Source organism: Cryobacterium breve (genome assembly GCF_004402375.1).
Lineage (GTDB): Bacteria > Actinomycetota > Actinomycetes > Actinomycetales > Microbacteriaceae > Cryobacterium > Cryobacterium breve.
Map to the genome: position 1 here is coordinate 341,822 of NZ_SOGJ01000023.1, position 24,931 is coordinate 366,752.

The following is a 24,931-nucleotide window of genomic DNA, read 5'->3' on the forward strand; positions in this document are numbered from 1 at the left end:
CGCCCGACCGATGACAACTCTTGTTGTCATCGCCAAGGAGTGTCTGCCTGGCCGGGTCAAGACCCGACTGCACCCTGCACTCACCTATGAGCAGGCCGCCGAACTCGCCGCCGCGAGCCTGGACGACACCCTCGCTGTCGCGCTTGCCCTCCCTGCGAACCGCCGAATTCTCGCCTTCGACGGGGTTATCCCGCCGCCCGCCGCTGCAGACTTTGAGATCGTTCCCCAGATTTCCGGCACCCTCGACGAGCGTCTCTCGGCCATCTTCGATTCCCTCTCGGATTCGGTACTCCTCATCGGAATGGATACCCCGCAGTTGACCGCGGACCTGCTCGACCCGGTCTTCACCGAGTGGGACGACTCAACGGACGCCTGGTTCGGGGCAGCGCACGACGGAGGGTTCTGGGCTCTCGCCCTCGGCAAACCCACCCCAGGACTCCAGCGAGGCCATCTGATCCGTGGTGTCCCGATGTCCCGTCCTGACACCGGCGACCGCCAGCTCGCCCGTCTGCGCAACGCGGGACTGCGCGTACGTCACCTGCCATTGCTCACCGACGTCGATACGATTGAAGACGCTGATGCCGTTGCGCGCGTTGCCCCGCACAGCCGGTTTGCGGCCACCTTCTTGGCGATGCGGCTCGAGGAGCCTGATATTGAATAGTCGGTATCTGATACGAAATTTCCTAAAGTCGCAGCCTCCGATTCGCTCGATCGGAAGCGCGCCGCCTTCCAGATATCCGCTCTCGACTTCGAGCTGAGCGAGCTGTTCACTGCCGAGAAGGCACGCCTGGTCCTGGACGGGATTGCATTCATCGCGGGCATCGTGCTGGCCATCGCTGGTGCCGTCTGATTCCGGCGGCATTCCGCCGTGCACCGAAGGATTCATCCATGACGGCACATTGCATCCGGTTGGGCACCTCACGTCGACCCTGCCCCGTTCGCGGTCCCTCGGCGGGCGATATACCGCTTCTCCTTCCGTTGATTGCGCACGATGACTGCACGGCCTCCTGACATCAATTGCGATTCGCGCCGTGGGGATAAAGTGGGGCCAACGATGGTCGCCTGGCATCACACCCACGTGTGAACGGTCAAGGGACTGGGAGGCAACCGATGGACACCTTCCTCAGCACATTCCTCTCTGATGCCGCGGAACTTTCAGACCTAGCCACGCGCGTTCGCACGGCCGGGCCGGTGCCGCTCGCCTCGCCACTTCCAGTCGCGGACCTTGCCCGAGACAGCATCGCGGCAGCCAAGCTCATGGCCTCCTTGCTTCATGTTGTCCGCACGGGAGCGCGTGATCCGAAGGCGAGCGAAGTCCCGCGGGTGAGCATTTCGCCTCACCTCGTCGCCGGCGCCTACCAGAGCGACAGACTGTTCCGGTGGAACGGGAGGCCCGCGCCAGCGTGGGCGCCCCTGTCTGGATTCTTCGCCTCGAGCGACGGCTGGGTTCGCACCCATGCAAACTATCCTCACCACGAAGCAGCTTTGCGCTCAGTTCTGGGGCTGGACGTTTTCGGAACCGCCGAGGCTGTCGCTCACGCGATTTCGCGCCGCAGCGCCCTCGACCTGGAGGATGAAGCAGCAGCTTCTGGTGCGCTCATCAGCTCGGTTCGCAGCCCGAGCAGTTGGATAGGACATCCTCAAGCCCAAAGCCTGACAACGGACCCCTTCATCAGCCTGAAGCAGCAGGCGGCAGACTCGTGCCTCCATAGCTTGGGATCGGCCGACAGTTTTGCTCCGCTGGAGGGCGTTCGGGTGCTCGACTTGACCCGGGTCATAGCCGGTCCGGTGGCCACTCGCAGTCTCGCCTTCTTCGGGGCAGATGTTCTGCGCCTCGACAGCCCCCGCATGCCGGAACTTCCGTGGCAATACCTCGATACCGGGCAGGGGAAGCGGTCCGCTCTTCTCGACCTTGGATACAAACCAGATCGAGACTGCTTCGAACGACTGCTCATGCAAGCCGACGTTGTTGTTACGGGATACAGGCCGAATAGCCTCGACCGGTTCGGCCTCTCTCCGGTCGAACTCCACGACCGCCATCCAGGACTCGTTATCGGGCGGGTGAGTGCGTGGGGCATGAACGGACCGTGGGCCGAGCGCCGAGGATTCGACAGTATTGTCCAAGCAGTCAGCGGCATCGCCCAGATCCACGCAGACGAAGCAGGTAGACCCGGTGCTTTGCCTGCCCAGGCTCTGGATCATTCCGCCGGGTACCTACTTTCCGCCGGGATCATGTCAGCACTTCGGCGTCGGCATCTGGACGGGCATGGTTGGACAATCGACATTTCACTGGCCCGGGTCGCTCAAGAGCTACTCGCCCAGCCTCAATCCCCGCCAGCCGAAGGCGGCCGTTACGAGATCCGCACCGTGGTGGCGGAGACGCCAGACGGGACTGTCACCTGTGCCGCACCTGCGATCAGCATCAAAGGCGGTCCGAATCGCTACGGGTGGATCGGCCGTCCGTGGGGCGCAGACCCGCCGGAATGGGCCGAGCCACGCCCCGCCGCAGGACCGGACGGGCCCATGAGCTGAATGAACAGGTGCCCCCCACGGCCAGGCTCTGCCGGGGATAAGGGTCGCTAGTCATTCACGCGAAGTTCCCAGCGTTCCATGGCGTGGCGTGAGGTCCACCGCGTGCGGTGGTTGGGGAATGAAGTGGCAGACGGTGTCTGCTCCGCAGTCGGCCGGGTCGAGGCCTTGACTCGCGCTGATGAGGCGCTGAAGCTCTGCTTCGAGGAGCACGAGTGCGTGTTGTTGGCGGTGCACATCGTCAAGTTTCGTGAAGAGGAGGGTGGAGACGTGCTCGCACGGCACGTCACCGGCTTGGCGGATAGTGATGATGCTGCCGATTTCTGCCAGCGTCAAGGCTGCCATCTGGGCGGAACGGATGAATCTGAGCCGGGAGACGGCCGTCTCGTCGTACTGGCGGTAGCCATTGCCCTCACGGGCGGGGACGGGCAGCAGGCCGCGGCGTTCGTAGAACCTGATGGTTTGTGCGGTCACGCCGCTCGCGACGGCGAGGTCTCTAATCTGCATACTCTCATTCCACCACTTGACCTTGCATCCCGGTGCAATGTTTATGTTGAGTACATGGAGATCACATTGCAGTATTTCGACGGGTGCCCGAATTGGTTGGTCGCGGCCGAAAGGCTGGCGATAATCGCGGCAGAACAACCCGATGTAATCGTGAAGCGTCGGTTGGTCGGCAATGTGGACGACGCGGAGGCTATCCACTTCCGGGGGTCACCTAGCATCCTCGTCGGCGCACTAGACCTCTTTCCCGATCCCTCGGCCGCAGTGGGACTCTCCTGTCGCATCTATGCCACCTCCGCTGGATTCGCTGGCGCCCCGACGCTTGACCAAATGCGCACAGCCATTGCCGCGAAACGAGTGCGTATTGAACCGCTGTAGTTGGCGACGCACCATCCTCTGCCGAGGCGCGCATTGACTCTCACCTGAATTAAAAGCAATACTATTGTAAATAGTAGTTGCTTGACACTATTGATGGGAGTGCAATGAACAGACGACGTGCAGTGGCTATGGGTGCAATCCCCCTTGTAATCGTGGCAGCCGGGGCAGCAATTCTGATGAGCACAGCCGATGACCCGGATGCCCGGGCAGCCCTCCATAAGGGCCTCGTGTCTGGGACGGTCTGGGTCGCCAACGAAGACGGATCCAGTCTGACTCTGATCGACACGGCGACGAACAAGGTTTCAACAACCCTGACCGGTCTCAAAAGCCCGCACAACGTTCAGGCCACAGCCGATGGGGATTCCGTATGGGCTGTCAGTGGCACCACGTCCATGGCGATCAAGCTCGACGCTTCAACGCTGGCCGTCACGGGAATGGTCGCCACCGGCACCATGCCTGCTCACGTTGTCATCACTCCGGATCTCGCCACAAGTTACATAACCAACAACGCCGACGACTCCGTGACGGCAGTGAATGCCTCGACGATGCAGCCGATAACCACCATTCCCGTCGGAACAGGCCCCCACGGGCTTCGACCGAGTCCCGACGGAAAATGGATCTATGTCGCCAATATCGGCGGAACGACTTTGAGCGTCATCGATACCGCTACCAACTCACAGGTCGCAGAGATTGAAGTCGGGACTGCGCCCGCCCAAGTGGCATTCTCGGCGGATGGCCGCTTCGTCTACGCCTCGCTCAGTGGGGAGGACGCCATTGCCAAGGTAGACGTCTCCACCCGCTCCCTGGTAGGGAAGACCGCGGTCGGCCCCGGACCGATCCAAACGTTCGTGAGCCCGGACAACAAGTACTTGCTCGTAGCCAACCAGGGCACGGACGACAAACCGGGCACAACAGTCTCGGTCCTCAGCGTCGATACGTTCGCAGTTGTGAAGAGCGTGAACACCGGTGACGGCGCTCACGGCGTCGTCATCGATCCGTCCAGTCGACACGCGTACATCACCAACATGGCGGCAGACACGGTCGCCGTCCTCGACCTGAAATCGCTTGCCGTCGTGGCACGTATCCCGGTCGGAGCCACACCGAATGGAATCAGCTTCTCCACGCAGACCCTCAAACCGACCTCGGAAACGAAGCTCGACCTCCCGGTGGAGTCTGGCAACTCGTCGACGATGGAGCATTAGGCAGTGTCGGGCGTTGGTTGCGCATTGTTTCCGGGAGGTTAAGACCGGACCAGGGGCGCGATTGCTTTTGACGCTTCCTGGATCTTGGCGTCGCCCTCTTCCCCGCCGGCAGCGACAGCGGCAACAATGCGGTAGCTCGTATGGGCCTGTGCCGCTCGATCCTGGATTCCCGTTCGCCAGTGGCCGTGCCTCGTATTTTCGTGATTTTCCCCCGGGTGGTATGCCTCGAGTGCGAAGACCCACGCGGTGAAGCGCGCTGCGCCCATGTTGACCGAGTACCCCCCTGGGGTATACCCTAAATGTACCCCCTGGGGGTACGTCCCGGCGGTTGCTTCGATCGCCGAGGAACGAAAGGAATCGTGAACATTTTGTCGACGTTGACCGGGAAAAACCTTGGCCTTACCGACTCTTCCTGCTCTTGCGAGTCGCACGGGCACACATCCGAGCGCACTGCGGAACCCACCGGCATGACCACCACTTTCCAGGTGGCTGGAATGACCTGTTCTCACTGCGTGAACAGTGTGACGGCTGAAGTGGGCCAGGTTGCCGGAGTCGAAGCCGTGGTCGTTGACCTTGTTCCGGGCGGCGTCTCTGTGGTAACCGTCTCCAGCTCCGAACCCATTGATCCAGTCGCCGTGGCCGCCGCCATCGACGAGGCCGGTTACGAATTGGTCACGGCGACCCCATGAGCGGGGAGCAGGTCGACCTTCTCGTCGGCGGCATGACCTGCGCCTCCTGTGCGTCGCGCATAGAGAAGAAGCTCAACCGCATGCCGGGGGTCGAGGCATCCGTGAACTACGCCACCGAGAAGGCCAGCGTGTTCATTCCAGCTGGCACCACGGTGGAGGAGGCCATCTCGGTGATCGAGGAGACCGGCTACACGGCTGCACGTCCGAAAGCGCCGGAGGCGCCGGCACCCGATGTACCCACGGATCAGGACCGTGAAGTGGCCAGTCTTCGCCAGCGGCTAATCCTGTCCGCCGTGCTCGCCGCGCCCGTGCTCCTACTCTCGATGATCCCCCCGCTGCAATTCACCAACTGGCAGTGGTTGGCCCTCACCCTTGCCGCCCCGGTCGCCGTCTGGGGAGCATGGCCGTTCCATCGCGCTGCCTGGCTGAATGCGCGCCACGGTGCTGCGACCATGGATACCCTGATCAGTATCGGGGTGCTCGCCGCACTCGGCTGGTCGCTGTACGCCCTCTTCTTCGGCATGGCTGGAGTCCCGGGCATGACCATGGCCTTCAGCTTTACCGCCTCCCCGGGAGGTGGAGCCGATGAAATTTATCTCGAGGTCGCATCCGCCGTCACGGTGTTCATTCTGGCCGGCCGCTACTTCGAGGCCCGTGCCAAAAAACAGTCCGGAGCAGCGCTGAAGGCACTGCTTGAACTCGGGGCGAAAGTGACGACCCTTCTGCGGGATGGTGTCGAGACCACCGTCCCCACCTCGTCGCTGGTCGTGGGCGACCAGTTCGTCGTTCGTCCCGGTGAGAAGATCGCTACCGACGGAACCGTTCTGGAAGGCAACTCGGCCATCGACGCCAGCATGCTCACCGGCGAATCCGTTCCGGTCGAAGTCGGGCCCGGCGCAGCAGTGGTCGGAGCCACCCTGAACTCAGGCGGTCGCCTGGTCGTGCAGGCCACCCGCGTCGGTGCGGACACGCAGCTCGCCCAGCTAGGCCGCTTGGTCGAACAGGCGCAGACCGGCAAGGCCGAGGTACAGCGCCTCGCCGACCGGGTCTCAGCGATCTTCGTCCCGATCGTGATCGGGCTGTCGCTGGCCACCCTTATGGTCTGGCTGCTGCTCGGGGCAGGCACCGTCGTCGCATTCACCGCGGCCGTGGCAACACTCATCATCGCGTGCCCGTGCGCGCTCGGTCTGGCGACCCCTACCGCACTGCTCGTGGGCACCGGGCGTGGAGCACAGTTGGGCATCCTGATCAAGGGACCCCAAATTCTCGAATCAACCCGCCGGGTAGACACCATCGTGCTCGACAAGACCGGCACGGTCACGACCGGCCGGATGACGCTCGTGGCCGCCGTTCCCGTTACCGGCGGCGACGAGCAGCTCCTGCTTCACCTCGCCGGGGCGGCCGAAACGGGTTCCGAACATCCCATCGCCCAAGCAATTGTGTCTGGTGCCCGGGAACGCGCCGGCGAACTACCGCCATCCGAGTCCTTCGCTTCGACGGACGGTCTCGGCGTTCAGGCCCTGGTAGCCGGTCGGGTCGTTCTCGTGGGGCGTCCACGCTGGCTGACGGAGCAGTGGACTATCCCACTTCCGTCCGAGCTCCAGGCTGCCTTGGCCGCCTTCGAGACGCAGGGTCGAACCGCGGTCGCCGTCGCCTGGGACGGCCAGGCCAGGGGAATCCTCGCCGTCTCTGACGTCGTCAAAGACACCAGCGCCGCCGCGATCGCGGAGTTTCGTCGCCTGGGCCTGCAGCCAGTGCTCCTCACCGGCGACAACGAGACCGTCGCGGCCTTCGTCGCATCTGAAGTCGGTATCAGCGACGTTCGTGCCGGTGTGCTGCCGGCCGAGAAGGCGCAGATCATCCGGGAGCTGCAGAGCGAGGGACGCGTGGTTGCCATGGTCGGCGACGGCGTCAACGACGCTGTGGCACTAGCCACCGCGGACCTGGGTATTGCGATGGGAACGGGAACGGACGTCGCCATCGAGGCCAGCGATCTGACCTTGGTCAGAAGCGACCTGATAGCAGCGGCGGACGCGATCCGACTCTCCCGGCGCACCCTGTCGACCATCAAGGCCAACCTGTTCTGGGCCTTCGCCTACAACGTGGCGGCGATCCCACTCGCCATGCTCGGCTTGCTCAACCCATTGATCGCCGGTGCGGCCATGGCGCTGTCGTCGGTTTTCGTAGTGAGCAACAGCCTGCGGCTGCGCGGCTTCCGCGGGCTCACCGTGTCGGGTGCTCCGACGTCCACTGGCGTGCTCACGGTGCAACCCGTGACCATCGGGTGACCTGGAAGATCGCATTCACAGGTCGAGCGGTGTGAGAGTGGATACTGTAGGGGGGTATGTGCGGGAACCGACCGCGCCAGTCACGGAACCGGAGGTGACATGAAGCTGGATACCACAACACACATCGCTCCCCCCAGAAGGCCTGTCCTCCTGTCCGGTTTGGTGGCGTTGGTCGCCCTGGCCGCACTTCTGTTCGGTGTGCTCGCCATGAACTCCACGCATGCCGGTCACGAGACTGGTGGGACCGCGGTTGCATCTGACCCCACCGCGCAGGTCGGTGTCTCCCCCGTCGTCATGGCGGGCGCTGTCTCGGCGGTTTCCGTTATCGCACACACCGGTCTCGGCCCCGTCGATTGTTCCGATTGCATGTTGGACTGTGCGATCCTCGCGATGACCTGCACCATCCTGCTGGTGATCGCATCGCTGATCCTTCTGGCTCGGTTACCGTCAACATACCGACGACTGCTCGACGCAGGCGGACACATCGCTCGACTCTCTCACCGCCTCGTCCTGGATATTCACAGGCCGAATCTGACCGTTCTCTCTATTAGTCGCATTTAGACCGAACCGCCGCCGACGCGCCCTCGCGGACGCGCGGCATCCTCGCGCCCGCCGGCGCCTCGGTTTCTCAGGTCTGACTAATGAACGGAAAAACAATGCGCAAATCACGTACGTACCTTCTGACGGGGGCGGCCATCGCCGCCGTGCTCACACTCAGCGCTTGCACCAACGGGACGGAACCCAGCAGTTCGTCCGGGTCATCCAGCTCTCCCACGGCGTCCGCCTCCTTTGCGCCAGCTGATGTCACGTTTGCGCAGATGATGATCCCCCACCATGAGCAAGCCGTCGAGATGAGCGAGGACATCCTTGCCAGAGACGGGGTCGACGTTCGCATTACCGATCTTGCCACCCAGATCACGGCCGCCCAAGAGCCAGAGATCGAGCAGCTCAGAGACTGGCTCGCCGAGTGGGGCACCGATGAGACCAGCACCGGCGGCATGGATGGGATGTCGGGAATGGGTGACGGTTCCGACGGAATGATGTCCGACGACGACATGATGGCCCTCGAGAATGCGTCGGGGCCGCAGGCCGGCGAGCTGTACCTGGAACAGATGATCGTCCACCATCAGGGCGCGATCATGATGGCTGAACTGGAACTGGATGAGGGCCAGAATGAGGACGCCAAGGCCATGGCGTCGAACATCGTCACGAGCCAGACCAATGAGATCGATGTCATGAAGGACATCCTCTCCACCCTGTAGGGCGTCCCACCACCCGGGGACCGCATTGCGGTCCCCGCTCACTGTCGTGAGCTCACGCGCCGCGAACCCTCGCTGAGGTTTCGCCGCCCGGCGCCATCGCCACAAGGAACACCAGTCATGAACACTCCCCCAGACACATCTCGTCGCCTTCTGCGAGCAGCTGAAGAACACCGGCGTCAGCAGCAGCGCCGCAGGCCGACCCTCAAGTCGCATCTGCGACAGTCCGACCGCCCGGCGCCGCCACCAATACGGCAACGGTTGCTCGGCGTCGGGGCGATGGCATTCGTCGCACTTTTCGCCGTCAGCGTCTCACTCCCCGCTCTCGCGGTGAACCCCGGCTCGGCCACGGCGACTCGGCAGAGTCAGCCGGTCTCTGACGCACCCCAAGACTTGCCGGTCAACGAAGTGGAGGCCGTCACCATCCTCCGCGACGGATTCACCGTGGGCCGAGTGCCGAAGCCGTCCTTGCCTGGCGCGTACACCCAAACGGCAGGCACCTATGTCAATGACGTGACTTCGCCGGTCCAGTGGCCGTTCACAGTCGGGGTTCCGATCACGACGGACTTCGGTCCGCGTGTGCCGCCCTGCGACGGCTGCTCAAGCTTCCACAAAGGCCTGGACATGAATCCCGGAGTGAACACTCCGATCCAGGCAATCGCGGACGGCATCGTGAAGGGTGTCTCGGCAACCGACGACAGCGGCCTCGGCGTGTACGCCGTCATCGAGCATCTGATCGACGGCCGCCTGGTCAGCAGCCTCTATGCCCACATGTCGGAAGGCACCCTGGCTCTCGAAGTCGGCCAGCCCGTACTCGTCGGCCAGCTCGTCGGCAACGTCGGCAGCACCGGTCAGAGCACCGGTCCACACCTTCATTTCGAGATCCTACTCGGCGGTTCACAGCCGACAGACCCATTTACCTGGCTCACAGAAAGAGTTCGCCCCAATGACGCAGACTGAATTACGACCTCGACACCCTCTTCTCCTGAAGTGGGCTGGAGCGACGGTGGCCACTCTTACCCTTCTCGCCCTCATCGGTGTCGCACCGCGTGCGGCTGCAGCCGAGTACCCGTCATGGTCGGACGTGGAGACCTCCCGTTCAACCGAGACGGCGAAGCAAACTCAAATCACAGTGCTCAAGAACCTCGTCGCCGGGCTGACGACCGAGGTCGCTGCGGCCCGTGACCTGGCCACGCGCCGGGGCGCTGAATACGAGCACGCTCAAGGCGCATTCGACGAGGCCACCTACCGTGCCACGACGCTCCAGGGACAGGCCGATGAGGCCACCCAACGCGCCGACATTTCACAAAAGCAAGCCGGTCGATTGGCGGCCATGCTGGCGCGGGCGGGTGCCTCCGACCTCTCGATGAACATCTTCCTTCAGGGAGAAGAATCCGACGCGTTGCTCTATCAGCTCGGTGCCATGAGCAAGCTCACCGAGCGTTCAAGCACGATCTATGACCAGGCCGCAGCTGACCGGAACTCCGCGTCCTCGCTGACCGACCAGGCGAATGTTGCACAGAAGGCACTTGGCGCGTTGGCCAAGAAAGCGGAGACGGCTCTGACCGACGCCACCACAGCCAGCTCCGATTTGGAGGCCAAGCTCGCCGAACAGGAACAGAATTCGGGCACCCTCCAGGCACAACTAGCGGTCCTGACGGAAAATCGTGCGGCGACAGAGGCCGACTTTGCCACGGGCGAAGAAGTACGACGAACGGCAGCAGCGGCAGCGGCAGCAGCCGCAGCAGCCCCTGGCACCGGCGGCAGCTCTGGGGCCGCGGACCGTGACTCCGGTCAGCTCAGCGGTCAGGGATGGGCGCTTCCGGTGGCCGGATGGATCAGCGATTCCTTCGGCCCCCGCCCCTCCAAACCTGTCGCCGGTGTCGGAGCCTTTCACTACGGCACCGACATCGCTGCCGGGTGCGGGCAGGCGGTCTCGGCGGCCACCAGCGGCACAGTCATCTACTCCGGTTATCTCGGCAGTTACGGGAACTGGGTTCTCCTCGATCACGGCAACGGCGTGCAGACCGGCTATGCCCACAACAGCCAGATCCTTGTCGGCAACGGCCAGAGCGTGGCAGCCGGCGAGACGATCGCCCTCGTGGGCACGACCGGGGCGTCCAGCGGTTGCCATTCGCACTTCGAGACTCGGGTTGATGGAGCGCGCATTGACCCGGCACCCTTCATGAGCGCACGAGGCATCACCCTTGGCTAGCCCCGGCCGGCGTTGCGAAGCCGCACGGCAACATCCGTCGAGCTCTCACCTTGCGCTTCTTCTCGTTTGCAGGCGCCCTGGCGGCGCTGTCGTCATCCGGCACACTGTGCGTCAATACAACCTGCGCTGGGGGGAACCCTTTCTGCCTCTATCTGATCGGGTATGGGGCAGGTCGCACCTGGTTCGAATCGTTCCGTTGGGATCCCACCGAATTCGAGGTATCGGGCTTGAAAATCAATGCGCCCGTCGCCGCTTCCGTTGCGCTCATCGGATTGATCTAATCGTCGGCCAAGCCCGCCGCTCTCGGGAAGCTGGGACAAACCCCTATCCACCGGGCTCCGGAGCCTCTACCCGTGGAGCACCCGTTCACATTATCCAAGCGCTGGCTAGTGCCTGATACTCACCACGACACCAAGCTGGTCAAAGGTGACGAGGGAATCAGAGTCAATTTGCTCACGGAGGGCTAGTTGGCCACGCTCACGACTCTGAACCGAAGCGTCGCTGATCTCGGAAGACGGGCCTTCGAGATACTCCGCGCCTCGATTGCACTCGAAAACGTCCAGGCGGTCACCTCTGCGGCCCCTCCGAGGGTCGTCATTGCGGGACGAGCGCCAGCATTCAGGAATCATTTTCGGCCGTAAGGTAAACGCTCAGCCAGGCTGAAATACTATGAGAGATAGTAGTTCGGGAAGTGCCCGACTAGGAGTGATTGGAGCTCGTTCATGGGGCAGGTCTTGCTCTCGACGACGATCCTGGCAGCGTTTCTCGGCGGTGTGGTGGCCCTCCTGGCCCCGTGTTGCGCCTCCGTCATGTTGCCGGCGTTCTTCGCTTCCAGCTTCCGCAGCCGGAGCCAGATCCTCGGCATGACCCTGGTGTTCGCCGCCGGGGTCGGTACCATCATCCTCCCCATCGCTGTGGGCGCTGCAATCCTCAGCCGCATCCTGTTCCAGTACCATTTCGGAATTTTCAGTGTCGTCGGCCTCGCGATGGTGGCAGTGGGTGTTGCCACACTAGCGGGCTCGAAAATGATGCTGCCAATGCCGTCTGGACGCGGTGGCGGAACGGGGATCGGCTCTGTGTACGGACTCGGAGTGTTCTCCGGTGCCGCCAGTGCATGCTGCGCTCCAGTCCTTGCCGGGGTTGCGGCGCTGTCAGGCGCCGCTTCATCCTTCCCGGCCGCTGCAGCAGTGGGCGTTGCCTACGTTTTCGGGATGGTCGCTCCCCTGTGCGCCTTGGCGTTGGTGTGGGACAGGAGAGACTGGGGTGCCAGCCACCTGTTCTCGGCAACGACCATTCAGATCGGACCTGGAGCCCGCTGGCGGTTGCCGCTGGGAACAGTGCTCTCAGGTGGATTAATGATGGCCATGGGCGTGATCACCGTCATTCTCGCCGTGCGGGGACCGGGTATGGCACCGGATGGGTGGCAGGTAGAACTTGCCGCTGCACTGGGTCACTGGGCAGCCACTATCCAACAGTTCCTATCCTTCATTCCGGGGTGGATCTCGACGCTCGCCGTCTTCACCACACTCGGCGCGTTGGTCTGGATGGCGCTCCGCAGCCGCAGGAACACAGCAGGGCAGGCCACTACTGCCATCACAGCAGGGCCCTGTGACTCGTGCGATGACGAGCACACCAATGCATCAACACCGTCGACCACCCCAGCCGCCTCCGGCGATCGGCCCGACCATGCGCATGAGCGCATGCAACGAGAGGAGCCAGAGTGATGGCATCACGAGAGAACGGCCGTCTGGGCGCGGGCCGGCAATCACGCGTCAAGCGCACCGGATTGCGGCGGACAGTTATGACACTGGGCATCATGGCAGTGGCAGCAACCGTCCTGGTCTTCATGGAGACCACCTGGAACGAGCCCCCCGCGGCGGTGGACGACACCGCCTCCGTCAGCTACGCCGTGGGTGCTCCCGGCCCGGGCGCGGAAGCGCCCGACTTTTCTCTCGCATCCACGGCGGGTGGGACGGTCAATCTGAGCGACTACCGGGGCGAGTCCGTTCTGCTCTTTTTCCATGAGGGGATCGGGTGCCAGCCGTGCTGGGATCAGATCCGCGATCTGGACGCCGCCCAGACGGAACTGCAGTCTGCCGGCGTCGATCAGCTCCTCACCATCACCAGCGGGCCGGTAGATCTGATTGCCCAGAAGATGACCGACGACAGGCTGACAGCGGTCGCCTTGGCCGACACCCGTCTGGATGTCTCCGTGACCTACCAGACCAACAAGTACGGAATGATGGGCGAATCCCGTAACGGACACAGCTTCGTTCTGGTGGGGCCGACTGGGGAAATTGAGTGGCGCGCCGACTATGGTGGCCCGCCGAACTACACCATGTACGTGCCGGTAGACGAGATCGTCACCCAAATGCAGGCTGGCCGGACCGACGCCTAATGCGAATCACCATACTGACGCAAGCCTCGTGCCATGCCTGCGATCAAGCCAAGCTGGTGCTGTCCAGGCTCGCCGCGGACTATTCCTTCCGGGTCGAGACGATAGGCCTGGACACCGATGAGGGCCGGGCTCTTGCCGCTCGGAACGGTGTCATGTTCGCCCCCGGCGTCCTGATCGACGGCGTCATGTTCAGCTACGGGCGCCTTTCGGAGAAAAGGCTTCGGCGCCATCTGTCCCGCTCTGCCGTGGACACTCCTGGACAGCCGGGGCCGGACCGCCGGCGACCCAGCGCAGCCGCGCATCACAACGAACTACACAAATAGATTGGACCGTCCGAATGAGAGACTCGAGCAATAAAGACAGTGAACACCGGCAGGCGATCGTTGCGGCCGCACGAGCAGAGATGAAGCGGAGCAAGCGGCGTCGAAGTCTCTGGACCTACGGCTCGGGGGCCATCATTGCGATCGCCCTCGTGGTGGGCGTGGTCTCCATCTTCATCGTTGATCAGAAGGACCAGGATGCAGCCAGGACGGCAGCAGAGCAGCCGATCAGTGGCGTGGAGAGTTTCGATGGGTTGAGCCGAGACCACGTGGTCAACGAGGTTGCGTTTCCGACGCTTCCCCCTGTCGGCGGAGGTCATTCCGCCGAGCTGACGAACTGTGGCGTGTATAAGAAGCCGGTTGATTCCTGGCGTGCCGTGCACTCCCTCGAGCATGGCGCCGTTTGGGTCACCTACCGGTCCGATCTGCCGCAGGAGCAGATTGACACCCTGACGGCGGATGCGGCGTCGAACCCATACGAGTTGCTGAGCCCGTATCCCGACCTCCCCGCCCCGATCATCGCCAGCGCCTGGGGAAAACAACTTCAACTGGACAGTGTGGATGATCTCCGTCTGCGGCTGTTCCTGCAAACCTACCTGCAGGGCCCGCAGACACCCGAACCAGGTGCACCCTGCTCTGGTGGCGTCCAGGGCTGATCTTCACAGGAACTCGCGGGCGCAGCAGAGACTGTACGTTACTATGGAAGTTAGTTGATTAGGGGTACTTCGATACCATCAGAGCGCAGAAGGGAGCCACCCATGGTGCGTCCACTCGGCACGCTGGAACAGCTGGTCATGGATCGCATGTGGTCGTGGGGCCACCCCGTCGCCGTCCGCGAGGTGTTGGAAGATCTCCAGCGCGAACGCACACTCGCCTACACGACGGTAATGACGGTTATGGACAACCTGCGCCGCAAGGGCTTGCTGACCCGGGCGAAGGATGGCCGGGCCTACGTCTACCGACCTGCGCAGACTCGCGAGCAGCACACCGCCGCGTTTATGGGGGAAGTCCTTGCCGGAGGTGCTGACACGTCAGTGACACTCTTGCACTTCCTTGACCATATTCCGCCAGAGGAAGTCGCCAGCCTTCGTCTCGCCCTTGACACGCATCTTCAGGGTCGCACAAGCACCACGCCATGATTGCTCCAGCCGTGTTGATGGTCCTCACTGTGATGCTGACCGTCATGGGGCCAGCACTCCTGCGCCGGATTTCGTGGCTCGAGCGGTCCCCCCGGATCGGGATCGCGGCTTGGCAAACGCTGAGCGTCTCAATTGTTTTGGCGGTGCTGCTTGCCGGTCTGAGCCTGGCCGTCCCCGCGATTCCCTGGACCATCAATCTCGCCGACTGGATCCGAACCTGCGCGATGGCTCTCCTCGCGCAGTACTCCACGCCGGGCGGGGCCGTTGTCAGTGCTACCGGGGCCGCCGCCGCAGGTGCCATCATCGTTCGAGTCACATACTGCTTGGCCGTGGACCGGGCAGTCGCAGCCCGCACCAGGAGAACGCAAGTGAACGCCCTGGCCCTTATTGCCCGACCTCACCTGCACTACGACGCTCTCGTCATCGACCATGCCGCGGCCGCCGCGTACTGCCTACCGGGCAGGGTCCGTCAGATCGTTCTGACCAGTGCCGCCCTGTCGGCGTTGGATCACAATCAGCTCCTCGCCGTTCTGGCCCACGAACGGGCCCATCTGCGGGGACGTCACGACCTCATCCTCGCGGCGGCCGACGCGCTACAGCATGCGTTCCCCCGTGTCACAATATTCCGAACCGCACGCAGAGAACTGGGGCGGCTCGTCGAGATGCTGGCCGATGACAGTGCAGCGCGTCACAGTGACCGGACTACGGTGGCCACCGCCCTGGTGCGCCTGGCCGAACACGGCCTGACCCCCGCGGCCGCCCTCGGTGCGGGCGGAGAGTCAGCCCCCAGTCGAGTCAGGAGGCTCATTTCACCGTTTCGGCCTCTCGGCGCCGGCAGATCAACCGTCGCAGTTTTGGCTATGGGGCTCTTAGTCGCATCGCCTATATTCCTCGCCATGGCCCCCGCGTCCGCAGCAGGAACAATGGACCCGTGCCCGAAGGACACGCAGTCTATGACCATGTGATCTCCACCGAGCATTCGACCAGGAAGCCCGGATCACTCCGTACCTGCCCTCACGGCCACCACACATGATCCGTTCAGGCAGAAAAGACCCCAATCCGGCAGTCGCCGGATTGGGGTCCAAGTCAGCCCTATGCTCGCAAAGCAGCGACTTCCTTGCGCAAACGGGCACGCTCGGCCAGCTCCACGATATTGGGGCTGCCGCACCTATCCCTCAGCATCGGGCGAATGCAGAAGAAATAGGTGAAGGACAATGATGCCAACAAAACGGCCGCGGGGAGGATGAGCTCACTCACCTGGCGCTCGCATCCGACTGTTGCGCTGACTTCACGCCACTCTCCCGCAGCTGGTCCACCTCGGCGCGCAGCGCTGTCAACTCCGTTTCATCGGCCGCCGACAGCGTCTTCGGCGCATCAACTGTCTTCTTCCCTTGCATCATGAACCACATCATCAAGCCCATAGCGACTGGGCAGGCCAGGAGAGCCAGACCATAGAGTGCCGCACTCACCGTTGCACCTCCGGGCTTCCGCCGCCAGCCTCCGTCGACGCCTCGCCAGCCGGGTGATGGGCCATCATCTGCTCGTGCATTTTCGCCATGCCGGGTGCGCCGGCGATCACAGCGGCCGTGTCGGACATCCCGGCCATCATCTGCTCGTGCATCTTCACCAAGCCGGGCGCTCTGTGCATGGCAGCCATGTGACCGCGGACGTTGTCCTCGGTCTGACTGGCCGGTGCCGAGGGGGCATTGCCCTCGACCGCGTAGGCCGGAGCGACGGTGCCTGCTGCAAGCAACGCACCAACGGCCAGGGAGGTAATCCAGATTCGTGAGCGCATGAGCGCCTCCTTCTTTGTCTACTATCTTTCATAGTAGTCGCCGGAGTTGGCTGCCGACACAGCTTTGCGCCGTAACACAGGAAAGTCACCGGTAGCAGCCCTCGTGATCGGGGATGTGTCAGTGATGGACAGTTCGACCGGCGAAGTCATCGACCCGACGCGGTCGCGAATAGGTAGTCGCCGTCGTCCAACGGAGAAATATGCAATCCGTGCAGGTGCAGATCGCTTGGTTCGTTGAGGCCGTTCTCCAGCCACCTCGAGCCTCCGAGCGGAAGAGCGCTTCGACGACTGAGAGGCTTCAGTACTTGTCATCGCCCAGGACTGCGCGCTGTTCGCGGTACTGCTCTGCGGTCAACTCACCCCGGGCAAATCGTTCGTCGAGGATCTGGCGCGCGCGGCTCGGCTCGACTTCTCCCCCCAGTTTCTGCCCGGCACTACGGTCACCAGAAAAGAGCCGAACCAGGAGCACGACCAGCAACGAGATGCCAACGATTGCCAGCAGCCCGAAGAGCCAGTACAGCCCCATATTTCCTCCATAGCCCCACATCATGATCAGACTCCTTCGCCTCGTTGACCGAGAATAGACAATCCCTAAAAATTATACCCCTTGGGGTATTTTTGACATCACAGCGGCGCACGCCACCCCGCACGTGCGCATGGTGCACTCGGGCAGTGGGTGATGATTCAGTGTGCGTTACATCATCCTGGGTGGCACCAGGCGACAAACGAACCGCGAGTCGAGAGGAGCAGGCCGGAATACTATCTATCCTAGTAGCCCTGCCAGCCTGGTGTCATAGGAGTTCGTCGGCAGCCTCCCGCCGACGAGGCAGATCACCGTCATACATACCCCCCCTGGGTATAGGGTGAAAGTGTTCCACGGGAGAGCTTGTCGCTGTGGCGCCGATTTTTCAGAATGGAAGATGCACATGACTCTAGAAACTGAGACAACCGTCCTCGAAGTGCAGGGCGTTCAGTGGGCGTCCTCGCAGGCAATCGTAGAGTCGGTGCTCGGCCGCCGCCCCGGCGTTTTGAGCGTTGATGCGAATCCGGTAGCCCAAACCGCGAGTGTGACCTTCGATCCCGGCCAGACCTCCGTCACTGATTTGACGAAATGGATCCGGGAATGCGGATACCACTGCTCTGGACGCTCCGTGCCTGATCACATCTGCGATCCGATGGCGGAATCCGCCACCGACCGCACCGCCCCTGGCATGCAAGCCGGGCAACCGCCTCGAACCATGCAGGAGACTATGGGACATGGCGGCTCGCACGAGAACATGTCCATGGTCGGCATGATCCGGGACATGCGCAACCGGTTCGTTATCGCGGCGATCCTGTCGGTTCCGATCACTCTGTGGTCGCCGATCGGACGGGACGTCTTCGGTTTCGCGGCACCCGCTCCGTTCGGGATGCGGGATGACGTTTTCGCGTTGATTCTGTCTCTTCCGGTGATTTTCTATTCGGCTTGGATATTTTTCGATGGAGCCTTCCGGGCGCTGCGGGCCCGAACCCTGGACATGATGGTTCTGGTCGCCGTCGGTGTCGGAGCAGGCTGGCTCTATAGTCTGTCTGTCACACTGACCGGGGGCGGGGAGGTTTTCTACGAGGCTGCGACCGTTCTGACCAGCTTCGTCCTCTTAGGCCATTGGTTCGAAATGCGGGCTCGAGGCGGAGCCAACGATGCCATCCGCACGCTGCTCGAGTTGGCACCATCACTGGCATTCGTCATCCGGGACGGAGAACCGGTCGAGGTCCCGACCGCGGAGGTTGTCCCGAACGACCTGCTCCTTGTGCGGCCCGGTGCAAAAATTCCAACCGACGGAATTGTGGAGGACGGCGAGTCCGACATTGACGAATCCATGGTCACCGGGGAAAGCCTTCCCGTCGCCAAGAGCATCGGATCCAAGGTGATCGGCGCAACCGTGAACACCACGGGAACCTTGCGCGTGCGCGCGACTCAGGTCGGCGCCGATACCGCGCTCGCGCAGATCGTGGCCCTGGTCCAGGAAGCGCAGAACTCCAAGGCACCCGGACAACGACTGGCCGACCGTGCGGCGTTCTGGCTCGTGCTCGTGGCCCTGATCGGCGGTAGTGTCACCCTGGGTGCGTGGCTCTTCGCCGGCGCAAGCCTTCCGACCGCAATTCTGTTTGCGATCACGGTCGTCGTCATCACCTGCCCGGATGCGCTGGGCCTGGCGACACCGACTGCCATCATGGTCGGCACCGGCCTGGGCGCCAAACGCGGAGTGCTCTTCAAAACCGCAACCGCGTTGGAGACCTCAGCTCGCATCGACACGGTCGTCCTGGACAAGACGGGAACACTGACCAAGGGCGAACCAGAGGTGACGGACTTCATTGCTGTCGAGATAGCCGAGGTCGAGCTGTTGGCCCTGGTCGCTGCAGTGGAACGGGAGTCCGAGCATCCCCTCGCCGCAGCCGTCGTCAGCTATGCCGTCGGACGCGGCGCACAGCCGTTGGAAGCAACCGCGTTCCGCAATGTTCCGGGACACGGTGCGGGTGCCAGAGTCGCGGGGCACCAGGTGTTTGTCGGCAACAGAAAACTCATGGTCACCCAGGGCATCGACATTGATCCGGTGGCCGCACAGCGGCAGACGCTGGCTGCGACGGGACGGACGGCGGTCCTCGTCGCCGTCGATGGGAAGGCCGTTGGGGTCATCGCCCTAGCAGACGCCGTTCGTGAGACCGCGGCGACCGCCGTTGCCACTCTTCACGAAACGGGCATTAAGGTCGTCATGCTCACCGGCGACAACGAGGCGACCGCGCAGAGGATTGCTTCCATGCTCCAGATCGACAGTGTGATCGCCGAGGTACTCCCGGAGGACAAAGCCGCAAAGATCAAGGAACTGCAGGCCTCCGGCAAACGAGTTGCGATGGTCGGCGACGGGGTCAACGACGCTCCGGCCTTGGCACAGGCGGACTTGGGCATCGCCATCGGGGCGGGAACGGATGTCGCCATCGATACGGCTGACGTGGTTCTGATGCGGTCCGACCCATTGGACGTCTCCGTCGCACTGCGCATCGGGAAAGGCACCGTGCGCAAGATGCGCCAGAACCTCGCCTGGGCGGTCGGCTACAACGCGATCGCGCTCCCCATTGCTGCCGGCGTTTTCTTCCCGACGTTCGGTATCCGGCTCAGTCCCGAGATCGCGGCCATCTCCATGTCAGGCTCTAGCGTCATCGTCGCGGTCAACGCGCTGCTGCTCAAGCGGCTACGCCTGCCGCTCCAGCCTGAAAGCACAGTGGCAACCGCTGGGGATGGTGAAACCGGAAATGAAGCCGCAGGTTCAGTCTGATCTGGTGGTAGAGCGTAGGGGTGACACGACCGAAGCCGGCTCCCTGCCCTGTCGACCTTCTGGGTCGCTCTAGCCTCCTCGGTCTCTGTGATCTCGGCTTCGCCGGCGTCTTGGCTGGCCATGAGTGGGTTCACCCACGGCCGCTCATCAAGCCACGGTCGACACGGGCCGACCGGTGTTGATTACCAGCCTGACGGCCTCGTCCGTAAATTCGGGAGTGAACTCCCCGCGGGTGCTTCCCATGGTGAACGCCCGTACTCGTGAGGAGTACACCATCCGCGGTCACAGCCAGAGTCGGGCTGTGGGAGTGTGCGTTTGGATGGGTTTGCCGATTCCGAGAATGGCCCCGTGCAGTGCGGGTGGGACGTCGCCTGCTGGCATGTCGATGGGTGGTGGACCGCCGGATGCTATCCAGCTCAGGAGGGCAATGAGCGTGTCGGGGTGGTCCATGCCGCCTAGCCAGAGTGCCGGCCCAGTCATTCCGGTGGTTCCGTCGCGGCGGGCCACCGCGGCCACCGCGCCGTGGGCGCAGGCTCCCAGGCATTCTGTGGAGAGAAGGACTGCACCCTTGCCAGTCGCGATTGTTGACCGCAACCGGTCGGAGCCGTCCTGGCCATCCGCAAGCCGGTGGAGCGCGTTGCAGCGGTGTCCCGCGCACAGTGCTACGAGCGGACCGCTGGCACCCTGGCCGGTCGGGGATGAAACGTCTGTGTGCTTCATGGCGGGTATCCGTTCTGTCGGAGTGGATGTCATGTGGTGGGGCTGGAGTCGCTCTCGACGTTCCAGCCCGGGAACGGGTCAGCGAGGCATTTCCATTCGATCGGGCCGCCGACGAATTCGCGATTGGTGAGCAGGCACGCGTCGAGGTTCGCGGTGAGCAGGGCAGCGTCGAGGTCCTTGCCGAAGAATGCGATCTCCTGACCCCAGGGCGATTCGGGATCGTGGCTTCCCATGCTCGTCGGTTCGAAGCCGATGGTCGGGCCGGCGCTGTTCCACGAGCCGACGATGTGAGGACGGGATGCAAGACGGAAGAGGCCGCGGGAGCGCAGGATCTCCCCCGATTCTGTGGTCCGTGTGCTGAGGAAGTCAGCCAGCCGGCCCGGGTGGAATGGTCGGGGGTCACGGTAGACGACACATCCGAGCCCGGTCCGGCTCGAGGTGAGCAGCCCTTCACCGTTCAGCTGCCGAACCCAACCGGGACTTTGTTGCAGCCAGGTCAGCATGTTGTCCCTGGGTGGGAGCCACGGACCAGTCGAGCTGCGCCCGTGCCGGGCGAACACGACGTGGCTGGCAGGGTTGAGCAGCCGCACGAAGTCACGCAGGTCAGCGCTGTCGGCGGCGGACGACAGGTCGGTCTTATTGATGACCACGACGCTGGCCCATTCGATCTGCTCGACGAGCGCATCGGCAATCGTGCGGTCATGCTCGCCATGAGTGGCACAGGGAACGGGAGGAAGCGGCGCGAGAGCGTCGCTACGGATGTCCGCCCAGAATGTGGACGCATCCAGCACGCTGACGAAATTGCCGATGCGGAGTGCTTCGCTTCCGGAGCGCAATGCTCTGTCGTCACTGGCAGCGACGACAGAAATCGCCACCTCGATCGGGACTGCGGACGGGTGGATCTCCAGCATCAATTCGGCCGGGGTGACGCGGGCAATGGCGTCGCGGACGACGCTGTGGTCGGATCCGTCGAGGCTGATGCTGGTGGTGCCGTTGGCCCTGGCGGTGGACGATTTACCGACTCCGGCAAGTCCGCTGACGAGGTTCACTGTGAGAAAAGGCGACATGGTCATGACTGCTACCCTAATTGATATTCATTCTCATTAGGAAAGAGTTGGCCATGAAAGTTCGCAATTCACTCAAAGCACTGAAGAAGCTCCCAGGCGCACAGGTCGTGCACCGACGGGGCCGGGTCTTCGTAATCAACAAGAAGAACCCGCGGTTGAAGGCTCGACAGGGTTAGCGTGAGGGACGATCCTGCAATCCTCGACACGCTCGATATCGGTGCAGGGCCCGCCGGCATTGGGACCGCACTTGCGCTTCAGGCCGTGGAAGGGCTGGTCCAGGGGGCAGTCGAGCGTGGCCAACTGGGGGAAACGTTCCTGCAGTGGCCCGAACATGTGACTTTCCTGACCCCGTCCTTCACGGGCAACGGATTCGGGGCGACGGACCTGAAATCCGTGCACCCGGACACATCCCCGGCGTTCAGTTTGGGTGTTGACTACCCGACCGGCGCCCAGTACGCCTGGTACCTCCGAGGGCTCGCCAAGCATTTCGCGGTGCCCGTCATGCCCAATACCGAAGTCACCACCATCACCGCCACGGCTGAAGGGTTCTCTCTGGCAACGAGTAAGGGCTCGGTTGTGGCGCGCACCGTGGTCTGGGCGGGCGGTGAATTTCACAACCCGCGTCAACCAAGACTGGCCGGCGGCGAGCACGCCGACCATTCCGCGACCGCGGCGGCCTGGGCGGCCCGATCAGGCCGGATCGTGATTGTCGGCGGATACGAGTCCGGCCTGGACGTCGCCTGTCACCACGTGGCCGGGGGCGCCAGCGTCACGGTCGTCGACCCGGACCATCCGTGGCAGGCCGGGAACGGATCTGATCCGTCTTTCCGCCTGTCTCCGCGCACGCGTCAGCGCGTCAAGGCGGCTCTTGCCACCGGTCGGCTGATCCTGTCGGACGCCGGCCGGGCAACGGGAATCAGGCCGGATGCCAAGGGTCTCTATACGGTGGCCATTGCCGGTGGAACTGCCGTGACGGCTGACTCCCGGCCCATCCTGGCAACAGGATTTGGACCGGGACTGGGCCCGGCCACGCACTTGTTCGAGGATCGTGGGAACGGTTGGCCACTGCTGGATGACAACGACGAATCCACCCTGACCCCCGGGCTCTTCCTCACGGGGGCGGCGCTGCGCCACGAGAGTCTGAAGTTCTGCTTCGTCTACAAGTATCGGCAGCGTTTCGCACATGTTGCCCGGGTGATCGGAGAACGACTTGGCCGGGACTGTTCTGGATTGGAAGCGTGGCGCACGGCCGGAATGCTGACCGACGATCTGAGCTGCTGCGGCGTGGAATGCGCCTGCTGAGCCCCACCAGCGCACCGCCCTCGCCCTTCGCCTTCGCACGCACGCTCGGGAAGACACCGTGGGCGCTCACGGCGCTGCTGCTGGCTGCGATCGTGGCTGGCTCCATTCTCGGGACCGTCAGCCCACGCACGGGCGAGGTGTTCAGTGGAGGGGTCGACGCCACCGTGCTCACGTTGATGTGCCTGCTCCTGTTCGAGGTGCATTTCTCCGATATTCGGCGGATGCGCGCGGCACCGCGATTCCTCATGGTCGCCTGGTGCGCGAATTTCATTCTGATCCCCATTGTCGGGTTGGCCATCGCCTCCCTCTTTCTGGCGGCAGAACCCTTGCTGTTCACCGGTCTGCTGATTTACTTCCTGGCCCCGTGCACGGACTGGTTTCTCGGGTTCACCCGACTGGCCGGAGGTGACACGGCGCTCGGCACCGTTCTCTTGCCGGTGAACCTCATCACCCAGCTCGCACTGTTTCCGATAGTCCTCATGCTGTTCTCCCGCACGGCCTCCGCAGCGGGTCCCGGCACAATGCTCGAGACGATCGGCTTGTGGTTCGCCGTTCCGGCGACCATCGCCGTCGGCACCCGCGCTGTGCTCACCCGGTATCTCTTAAAAGCGGCTTTCGACCGGCTCCTCCGCGTTGTCGGCGCCACCATTCCCTGGATCCTGGCCGTGGTGATCGTCGAGATCTTCGCAGCCCATATCGGCGAGATCCTCGGCCGGGCTGACGCGTTCGCGTCCATCCTCACCGCCGTCGTGGTCTTCTTCACCCTCACCTTTCTTCTCGGCCACACACTCTCGAAGATCTTCAGATTCCGTTACCCGGAGCATGCTCTGCTCACGATGACGACTGCGGCCCGAAACGCGCCGCTCATGCTCGCCCTGACCATGATCGCCCTGCCCGATCAGCCCCTGATCTACGCGGCCATCATCATCGGCATGCTGGTCGAGTTCCCCCACCTGACCATCATCCGGGCACTCCTGATCCGCAGCCGACGGTCCACCGAGAACCCACCATCCGGCTTCGTCGCGCCCAGGCTCAGGACCGACCGGTGCACACCACACGTCGCGGGGCAGCTCTCGAGCGGCGATGTCGGACACCAGCAACGAGCACCGTGATGCGGCAGACCCCGGTGATCGCGCTGACGGGACACCTCGGTGCGGGCTGACGCGACCGGTGGCCGGGACGGAGCGGTGCCCGAGCACGGCTGGCCTTATGTGGGACAGGGTACGGTCATGCCCGCGCCGTTACGGCTGCGGTCGTGCCAAAGCCCCGCACAATGAGCCAGATGGCGAAGAATAGCTCGAACAGGCCACCCGGAACGGTGGAAACGAGGCTGGCACCCACTACGCCGGCGAGTTCGAGAACGCACCCGCCCGCGAACAACGCGTAGCCGATAAATCCCCACACGGCCAGGAACCGTGGCACGAGGCGTGAGCGGTAGAGCGCAATGCAGAACAGCAGGCTACCGACGCCAAGGCCCGCCATCGCAATGTTGTATGCGAGGAAGTTGGTGCCGCCCATTCCGGCGAGTAGCGCGACCGCGCCGACCGCCAAAATCCCACCCTCGAAGATCCGGGTGGCGAGGTAGGTGGCCGCGATTACTGGAGCGTGTGGCCGAAGGACAGGAAGCAGGACCGCTCCGATCGTGACCACGGCCACCGAGTTCAACACCATGAGCACCACTCCTGCGGTTAGGAGGCCGCCGGGGGAAGCGGTCGTCGCGATAGAGCTTCCAATGAAATAAAGGACAAAGGCGGCAAGCATCAGCGTGCCGACGGTGCGGGCGATTGTGCGTGTATTACCCATACGTTTCTC

General features: G+C 63.4%; 26 protein-coding genes. 19 read left to right on the forward strand and 7 right to left on the reverse strand.

The window, feature by feature from the left end; all coding sequences use genetic code 11:
- The first annotated feature begins 10 nt into the window (after positions 1–10).
- Together E3O65_RS11560 and E3O65_RS11565 are read left to right on the forward strand one after the other, a co-directional pair.
- Positions 11–661: a TIGR04282 family arsenosugar biosynthesis glycosyltransferase gene (locus E3O65_RS11560; protein ID WP_134363858.1), complete on the forward strand. Its 651-nt coding sequence runs from the start codon at positions 11–13 to the stop codon at positions 659–661.
- Between the two features lie 449 nt (positions 662–1,110).
- On the forward strand, positions 1,111–2,532 hold the full coding sequence (locus E3O65_RS11565) for a CoA transferase (protein WP_134363859.1): 1,422 nt from the start codon (positions 1,111–1,113) through the stop codon (positions 2,530–2,532).
- Between the two features lie 51 nt (positions 2,533–2,583).
- On the opposite strand, the gene E3O65_RS11570 is transcribed toward E3O65_RS11565, so the two are convergent.
- On the reverse strand, positions 2,584–3,234 hold the full coding sequence (locus tag E3O65_RS11570; RefSeq protein ID WP_241985580.1) for a heavy metal-responsive transcriptional regulator: 651 nt from the start codon (positions 3,232–3,234) through the stop codon (positions 2,584–2,586).
- A gap of 281 nt (positions 3,235–3,515) precedes the next feature.
- Between E3O65_RS11570 and E3O65_RS11580 the strand changes: the two genes are divergently transcribed.
- From E3O65_RS11580 to E3O65_RS11645, 13 genes are all read left to right on the forward strand, one after another.
- Positions 3,516–4,613 (forward strand): YVTN family beta-propeller repeat protein, encoded by a 1,098-nt coding sequence (locus E3O65_RS11580; protein WP_166785731.1) that lies wholly within the window; start codon positions 3,516–3,518, stop codon positions 4,611–4,613.
- A 467-nt stretch (positions 4,614–5,080) separates the two neighbouring features.
- Positions 5,081–5,302: a heavy-metal-associated domain-containing protein gene (locus tag E3O65_RS16890; protein ID WP_174722300.1), complete on the forward strand. Its 222-nt coding sequence runs from the start codon at positions 5,081–5,083 to the stop codon at positions 5,300–5,302.
- Positions 5,299–7,590: a heavy metal translocating P-type ATPase gene (locus E3O65_RS11595; RefSeq protein WP_134363863.1), complete on the forward strand. Its 2,292-nt coding sequence runs from the start codon at positions 5,299–5,301 to the stop codon at positions 7,588–7,590. The genes E3O65_RS16890 and E3O65_RS11595 overlap by 4 nt, the downstream gene beginning before the upstream one ends.
- Positions 7,591–7,689: 99 nt before the next feature.
- A complete protein-coding gene (locus E3O65_RS11600; RefSeq protein ID WP_134363864.1) occupies positions 7,690–8,151 on the forward strand; it encodes a hypothetical protein in 462 nt (153 codons plus the stop codon).
- A gap of 95 nt (positions 8,152–8,246) precedes the next feature.
- Positions 8,247–8,852, forward strand: coding sequence for a DUF305 domain-containing protein (locus E3O65_RS11605; RefSeq protein ID WP_134363865.1), 606 nt, complete (start codon positions 8,247–8,249; stop codon positions 8,850–8,852).
- A gap of 276 nt (positions 8,853–9,128) precedes the next feature.
- Positions 9,129–9,809, forward strand: a complete 681-nt coding sequence (locus E3O65_RS11610; protein WP_166785732.1) for a M23 family metallopeptidase — start codon at positions 9,129–9,131, stop codon at positions 9,807–9,809.
- Between the two features lie 46 nt (positions 9,810–9,855).
- Complete coding sequence (locus E3O65_RS11615; RefSeq protein WP_166785733.1) at positions 9,856–11,064, forward strand: M23 family metallopeptidase; 1,209 nt, start codon at positions 9,856–9,858, stop codon at positions 11,062–11,064.
- 722 nt (positions 11,065–11,786) lie between these two features.
- Positions 11,787–12,788, forward strand: a complete 1,002-nt coding sequence (locus tag E3O65_RS11620; RefSeq protein WP_134363868.1) for a cytochrome c biogenesis CcdA family protein — start codon at positions 11,787–11,789, stop codon at positions 12,786–12,788.
- A gap of 77 nt (positions 12,789–12,865) precedes the next feature.
- Positions 12,866–13,462 carry a redoxin domain-containing protein gene (locus E3O65_RS11625; RefSeq protein WP_198411639.1) on the forward strand — a complete coding sequence of 199 codons (597 nt, stop codon included), beginning with the start codon at positions 12,866–12,868 and terminating at the stop codon, positions 13,460–13,462.
- A complete protein-coding gene (locus E3O65_RS17615; RefSeq protein ID WP_134363870.1) occupies positions 13,462–13,785 on the forward strand; it encodes a glutaredoxin family protein in 324 nt (107 codons plus the stop codon). The genes E3O65_RS11625 and E3O65_RS17615 overlap by 1 nt, the downstream gene beginning before the upstream one ends.
- Positions 13,786–13,865: 80 nt before the next feature.
- A complete protein-coding gene (locus E3O65_RS11635) occupies positions 13,866–14,438 on the forward strand; it encodes a DUF3105 domain-containing protein (protein WP_198411638.1) in 573 nt (190 codons plus the stop codon).
- 102 nt (positions 14,439–14,540) lie between these two features.
- Positions 14,541–14,921 (forward strand): BlaI/MecI/CopY family transcriptional regulator, encoded by a 381-nt coding sequence (locus E3O65_RS11640; protein WP_134363872.1) that lies wholly within the window; start codon positions 14,541–14,543, stop codon positions 14,919–14,921.
- Positions 14,918–15,886 (forward strand): M56 family metallopeptidase, encoded by a 969-nt coding sequence (locus tag E3O65_RS11645; RefSeq protein WP_134363873.1) that lies wholly within the window; start codon positions 14,918–14,920, stop codon positions 15,884–15,886. The genes E3O65_RS11640 and E3O65_RS11645 overlap by 4 nt, the downstream gene beginning before the upstream one ends.
- Before the next feature lie 288 nt (positions 15,887–16,174).
- Here the strand turns inward: E3O65_RS11645 and E3O65_RS11650 are convergent, their stop codons facing one another.
- From E3O65_RS11650 to E3O65_RS11660, 3 genes are all read right to left on the reverse strand, one after another.
- Positions 16,175–16,390: a hypothetical protein gene (locus tag E3O65_RS11650; protein WP_134363874.1), complete on the reverse strand. Its 216-nt coding sequence runs from the start codon at positions 16,388–16,390 to the stop codon at positions 16,175–16,177.
- Positions 16,387–16,716: a hypothetical protein gene (locus tag E3O65_RS11655; RefSeq protein ID WP_134363875.1), complete on the reverse strand. Its 330-nt coding sequence runs from the start codon at positions 16,714–16,716 to the stop codon at positions 16,387–16,389. The genes E3O65_RS11650 and E3O65_RS11655 overlap by 4 nt, the downstream gene beginning before the upstream one ends.
- A gap of 298 nt (positions 16,717–17,014) precedes the next feature.
- Positions 17,015–17,266 carry an SHOCT domain-containing protein gene (locus tag E3O65_RS11660; protein WP_134363876.1) on the reverse strand — a complete coding sequence of 84 codons (252 nt, stop codon included), beginning with the start codon at positions 17,264–17,266 and terminating at the stop codon, positions 17,015–17,017.
- A gap of 376 nt (positions 17,267–17,642) precedes the next feature.
- Here E3O65_RS11660 and E3O65_RS11665 point away from each other — a divergent pair, with 376 nt between their 5' ends.
- Entirely contained in the window at positions 17,643–20,030 is a 2,388-nt protein-coding gene (locus E3O65_RS11665; RefSeq protein WP_134363877.1) for a heavy metal translocating P-type ATPase, read from the forward strand.
- Between the two features lie 282 nt (positions 20,031–20,312).
- Here the strand turns inward: E3O65_RS11665 and E3O65_RS11670 are convergent, their stop codons facing one another.
- Together E3O65_RS11670 and E3O65_RS11675 are read right to left on the reverse strand one after the other, a co-directional pair.
- Positions 20,313–20,750, reverse strand: a complete 438-nt coding sequence (locus E3O65_RS11670) for a hypothetical protein (RefSeq protein ID WP_134363878.1) — start codon at positions 20,748–20,750, stop codon at positions 20,313–20,315.
- Between the two features lie 29 nt (positions 20,751–20,779).
- A complete protein-coding gene (locus tag E3O65_RS11675) occupies positions 20,780–21,823 on the reverse strand; it encodes a GTP-binding protein (RefSeq protein WP_134363879.1) in 1,044 nt (347 codons plus the stop codon).
- Between the two features lie 47 nt (positions 21,824–21,870).
- Between E3O65_RS11675 and ykgO the strand changes: the two genes are divergently transcribed.
- From ykgO to E3O65_RS11690, 3 genes are read left to right on the forward strand one after another with little or no spacing between them, the layout of a single operon-like run.
- Positions 21,871–21,993, forward strand: a complete 123-nt coding sequence (gene ykgO, locus E3O65_RS11680) for a type B 50S ribosomal protein L36 (RefSeq protein ID WP_134363880.1) — start codon at positions 21,871–21,873, stop codon at positions 21,991–21,993.
- A 1-nt stretch (position 21,994) separates the two neighbouring features.
- Positions 21,995–23,119 (forward strand): NAD(P)/FAD-dependent oxidoreductase, encoded by a 1,125-nt coding sequence (locus E3O65_RS11685; protein ID WP_134363881.1) that lies wholly within the window; start codon positions 21,995–21,997, stop codon positions 23,117–23,119.
- Positions 23,107–24,231 carry an arsenic resistance protein gene (locus E3O65_RS11690; protein ID WP_134363882.1) on the forward strand — a complete coding sequence of 375 codons (1,125 nt, stop codon included), beginning with the start codon at positions 23,107–23,109 and terminating at the stop codon, positions 24,229–24,231. The genes E3O65_RS11685 and E3O65_RS11690 overlap by 13 nt, the downstream gene beginning before the upstream one ends.
- A 115-nt stretch (positions 24,232–24,346) precedes the next feature.
- Here the strand turns inward: E3O65_RS11690 and E3O65_RS11695 are convergent, their stop codons facing one another.
- Positions 24,347–24,922, reverse strand: a complete 576-nt coding sequence (locus tag E3O65_RS11695; RefSeq protein ID WP_134363883.1) for a DUF4386 domain-containing protein — start codon at positions 24,920–24,922, stop codon at positions 24,347–24,349.
- Positions 24,923–24,931: the final 9 nt, after the last annotated feature.

What these genes read in the sequence shown, in the direction of transcription:
- E3O65_RS11560 (WP_134363858.1), top strand. Translation starts at nt 11, where the DNA reads ATGACAACTCTTGTTGTCATCGCCAAGGAGTGTCTGCCTGGCCGGGTC.
- E3O65_RS11620 (WP_134363868.1), top strand. Translation starts at nt 11,787, where the DNA reads ATGGGGCAGGTCTTGCTCTCGACGACGATCCTGGCAGCGTTTCTCGGC.
- E3O65_RS11660 (WP_134363876.1), bottom strand. Translation starts at nt 17,266, where the DNA reads ATGATGTGGGGCTATGGAGGAAATATGGGGCTGTACTGGCTCTTCGGG.
- E3O65_RS11625 (WP_198411639.1), top strand. Translation starts at nt 12,866, where the DNA reads ATGACACTGGGCATCATGGCAGTGGCAGCAACCGTCCTGGTCTTCATG.
- E3O65_RS11565 (WP_134363859.1), top strand. Translation starts at nt 1,111, where the DNA reads ATGGACACCTTCCTCAGCACATTCCTCTCTGATGCCGCGGAACTTTCA.
- E3O65_RS11655 (WP_134363875.1), bottom strand. Translation starts at nt 16,716, where the DNA reads ATGCGCTCACGAATCTGGATTACCTCCCTGGCCGTTGGTGCGTTGCTT.
- E3O65_RS11640 (WP_134363872.1), top strand. Translation starts at nt 14,541, where the DNA reads ATGGTGCGTCCACTCGGCACGCTGGAACAGCTGGTCATGGATCGCATG.
- E3O65_RS11635 (WP_198411638.1), top strand. Translation starts at nt 13,866, where the DNA reads ATGAAGCGGAGCAAGCGGCGTCGAAGTCTCTGGACCTACGGCTCGGGG.
- E3O65_RS11580 (WP_166785731.1), top strand. Translation starts at nt 3,516, where the DNA reads ATGAACAGACGACGTGCAGTGGCTATGGGTGCAATCCCCCTTGTAATC.
- E3O65_RS11645 (WP_134363873.1), top strand. Translation starts at nt 14,918, where the DNA reads ATGATTGCTCCAGCCGTGTTGATGGTCCTCACTGTGATGCTGACCGTC.
- E3O65_RS11675 (WP_134363879.1), bottom strand. Translation starts at nt 21,823, where the DNA reads ATGACCATGTCGCCTTTTCTCACAGTGAACCTCGTCAGCGGACTTGCC.
- E3O65_RS11605 (WP_134363865.1), top strand. Translation starts at nt 8,247, where the DNA reads ATGCGCAAATCACGTACGTACCTTCTGACGGGGGCGGCCATCGCCGCC.
- E3O65_RS17615 (WP_134363870.1), top strand. Translation starts at nt 13,462, where the DNA reads ATGCGAATCACCATACTGACGCAAGCCTCGTGCCATGCCTGCGATCAA.
- E3O65_RS11695 (WP_134363883.1), bottom strand. Translation starts at nt 24,922, where the DNA reads ATGGGTAATACACGCACAATCGCCCGCACCGTCGGCACGCTGATGCTT.
- ykgO (WP_134363880.1), top strand. Translation starts at nt 21,871, where the DNA reads ATGAAAGTTCGCAATTCACTCAAAGCACTGAAGAAGCTCCCAGGCGCA.
- E3O65_RS11610 (WP_166785732.1), top strand. Translation starts at nt 9,129, where the DNA reads ATGGCATTCGTCGCACTTTTCGCCGTCAGCGTCTCACTCCCCGCTCTC.
- E3O65_RS16890 (WP_174722300.1), top strand. Translation starts at nt 5,081, where the DNA reads ATGACCACCACTTTCCAGGTGGCTGGAATGACCTGTTCTCACTGCGTG.
- E3O65_RS11600 (WP_134363864.1), top strand. Translation starts at nt 7,690, where the DNA reads ATGAAGCTGGATACCACAACACACATCGCTCCCCCCAGAAGGCCTGTC.
- E3O65_RS11595 (WP_134363863.1), top strand. Translation starts at nt 5,299, where the DNA reads ATGAGCGGGGAGCAGGTCGACCTTCTCGTCGGCGGCATGACCTGCGCC.
- E3O65_RS11665 (WP_134363877.1), top strand. Translation starts at nt 17,643, where the DNA reads ATGACTCTAGAAACTGAGACAACCGTCCTCGAAGTGCAGGGCGTTCAG.
- E3O65_RS11670 (WP_134363878.1), bottom strand. Translation starts at nt 20,750, where the DNA reads ATGAAGCACACAGACGTTTCATCCCCGACCGGCCAGGGTGCCAGCGGT.
- E3O65_RS11690 (WP_134363882.1), top strand. Translation starts at nt 23,107, where the DNA reads ATGCGCCTGCTGAGCCCCACCAGCGCACCGCCCTCGCCCTTCGCCTTC.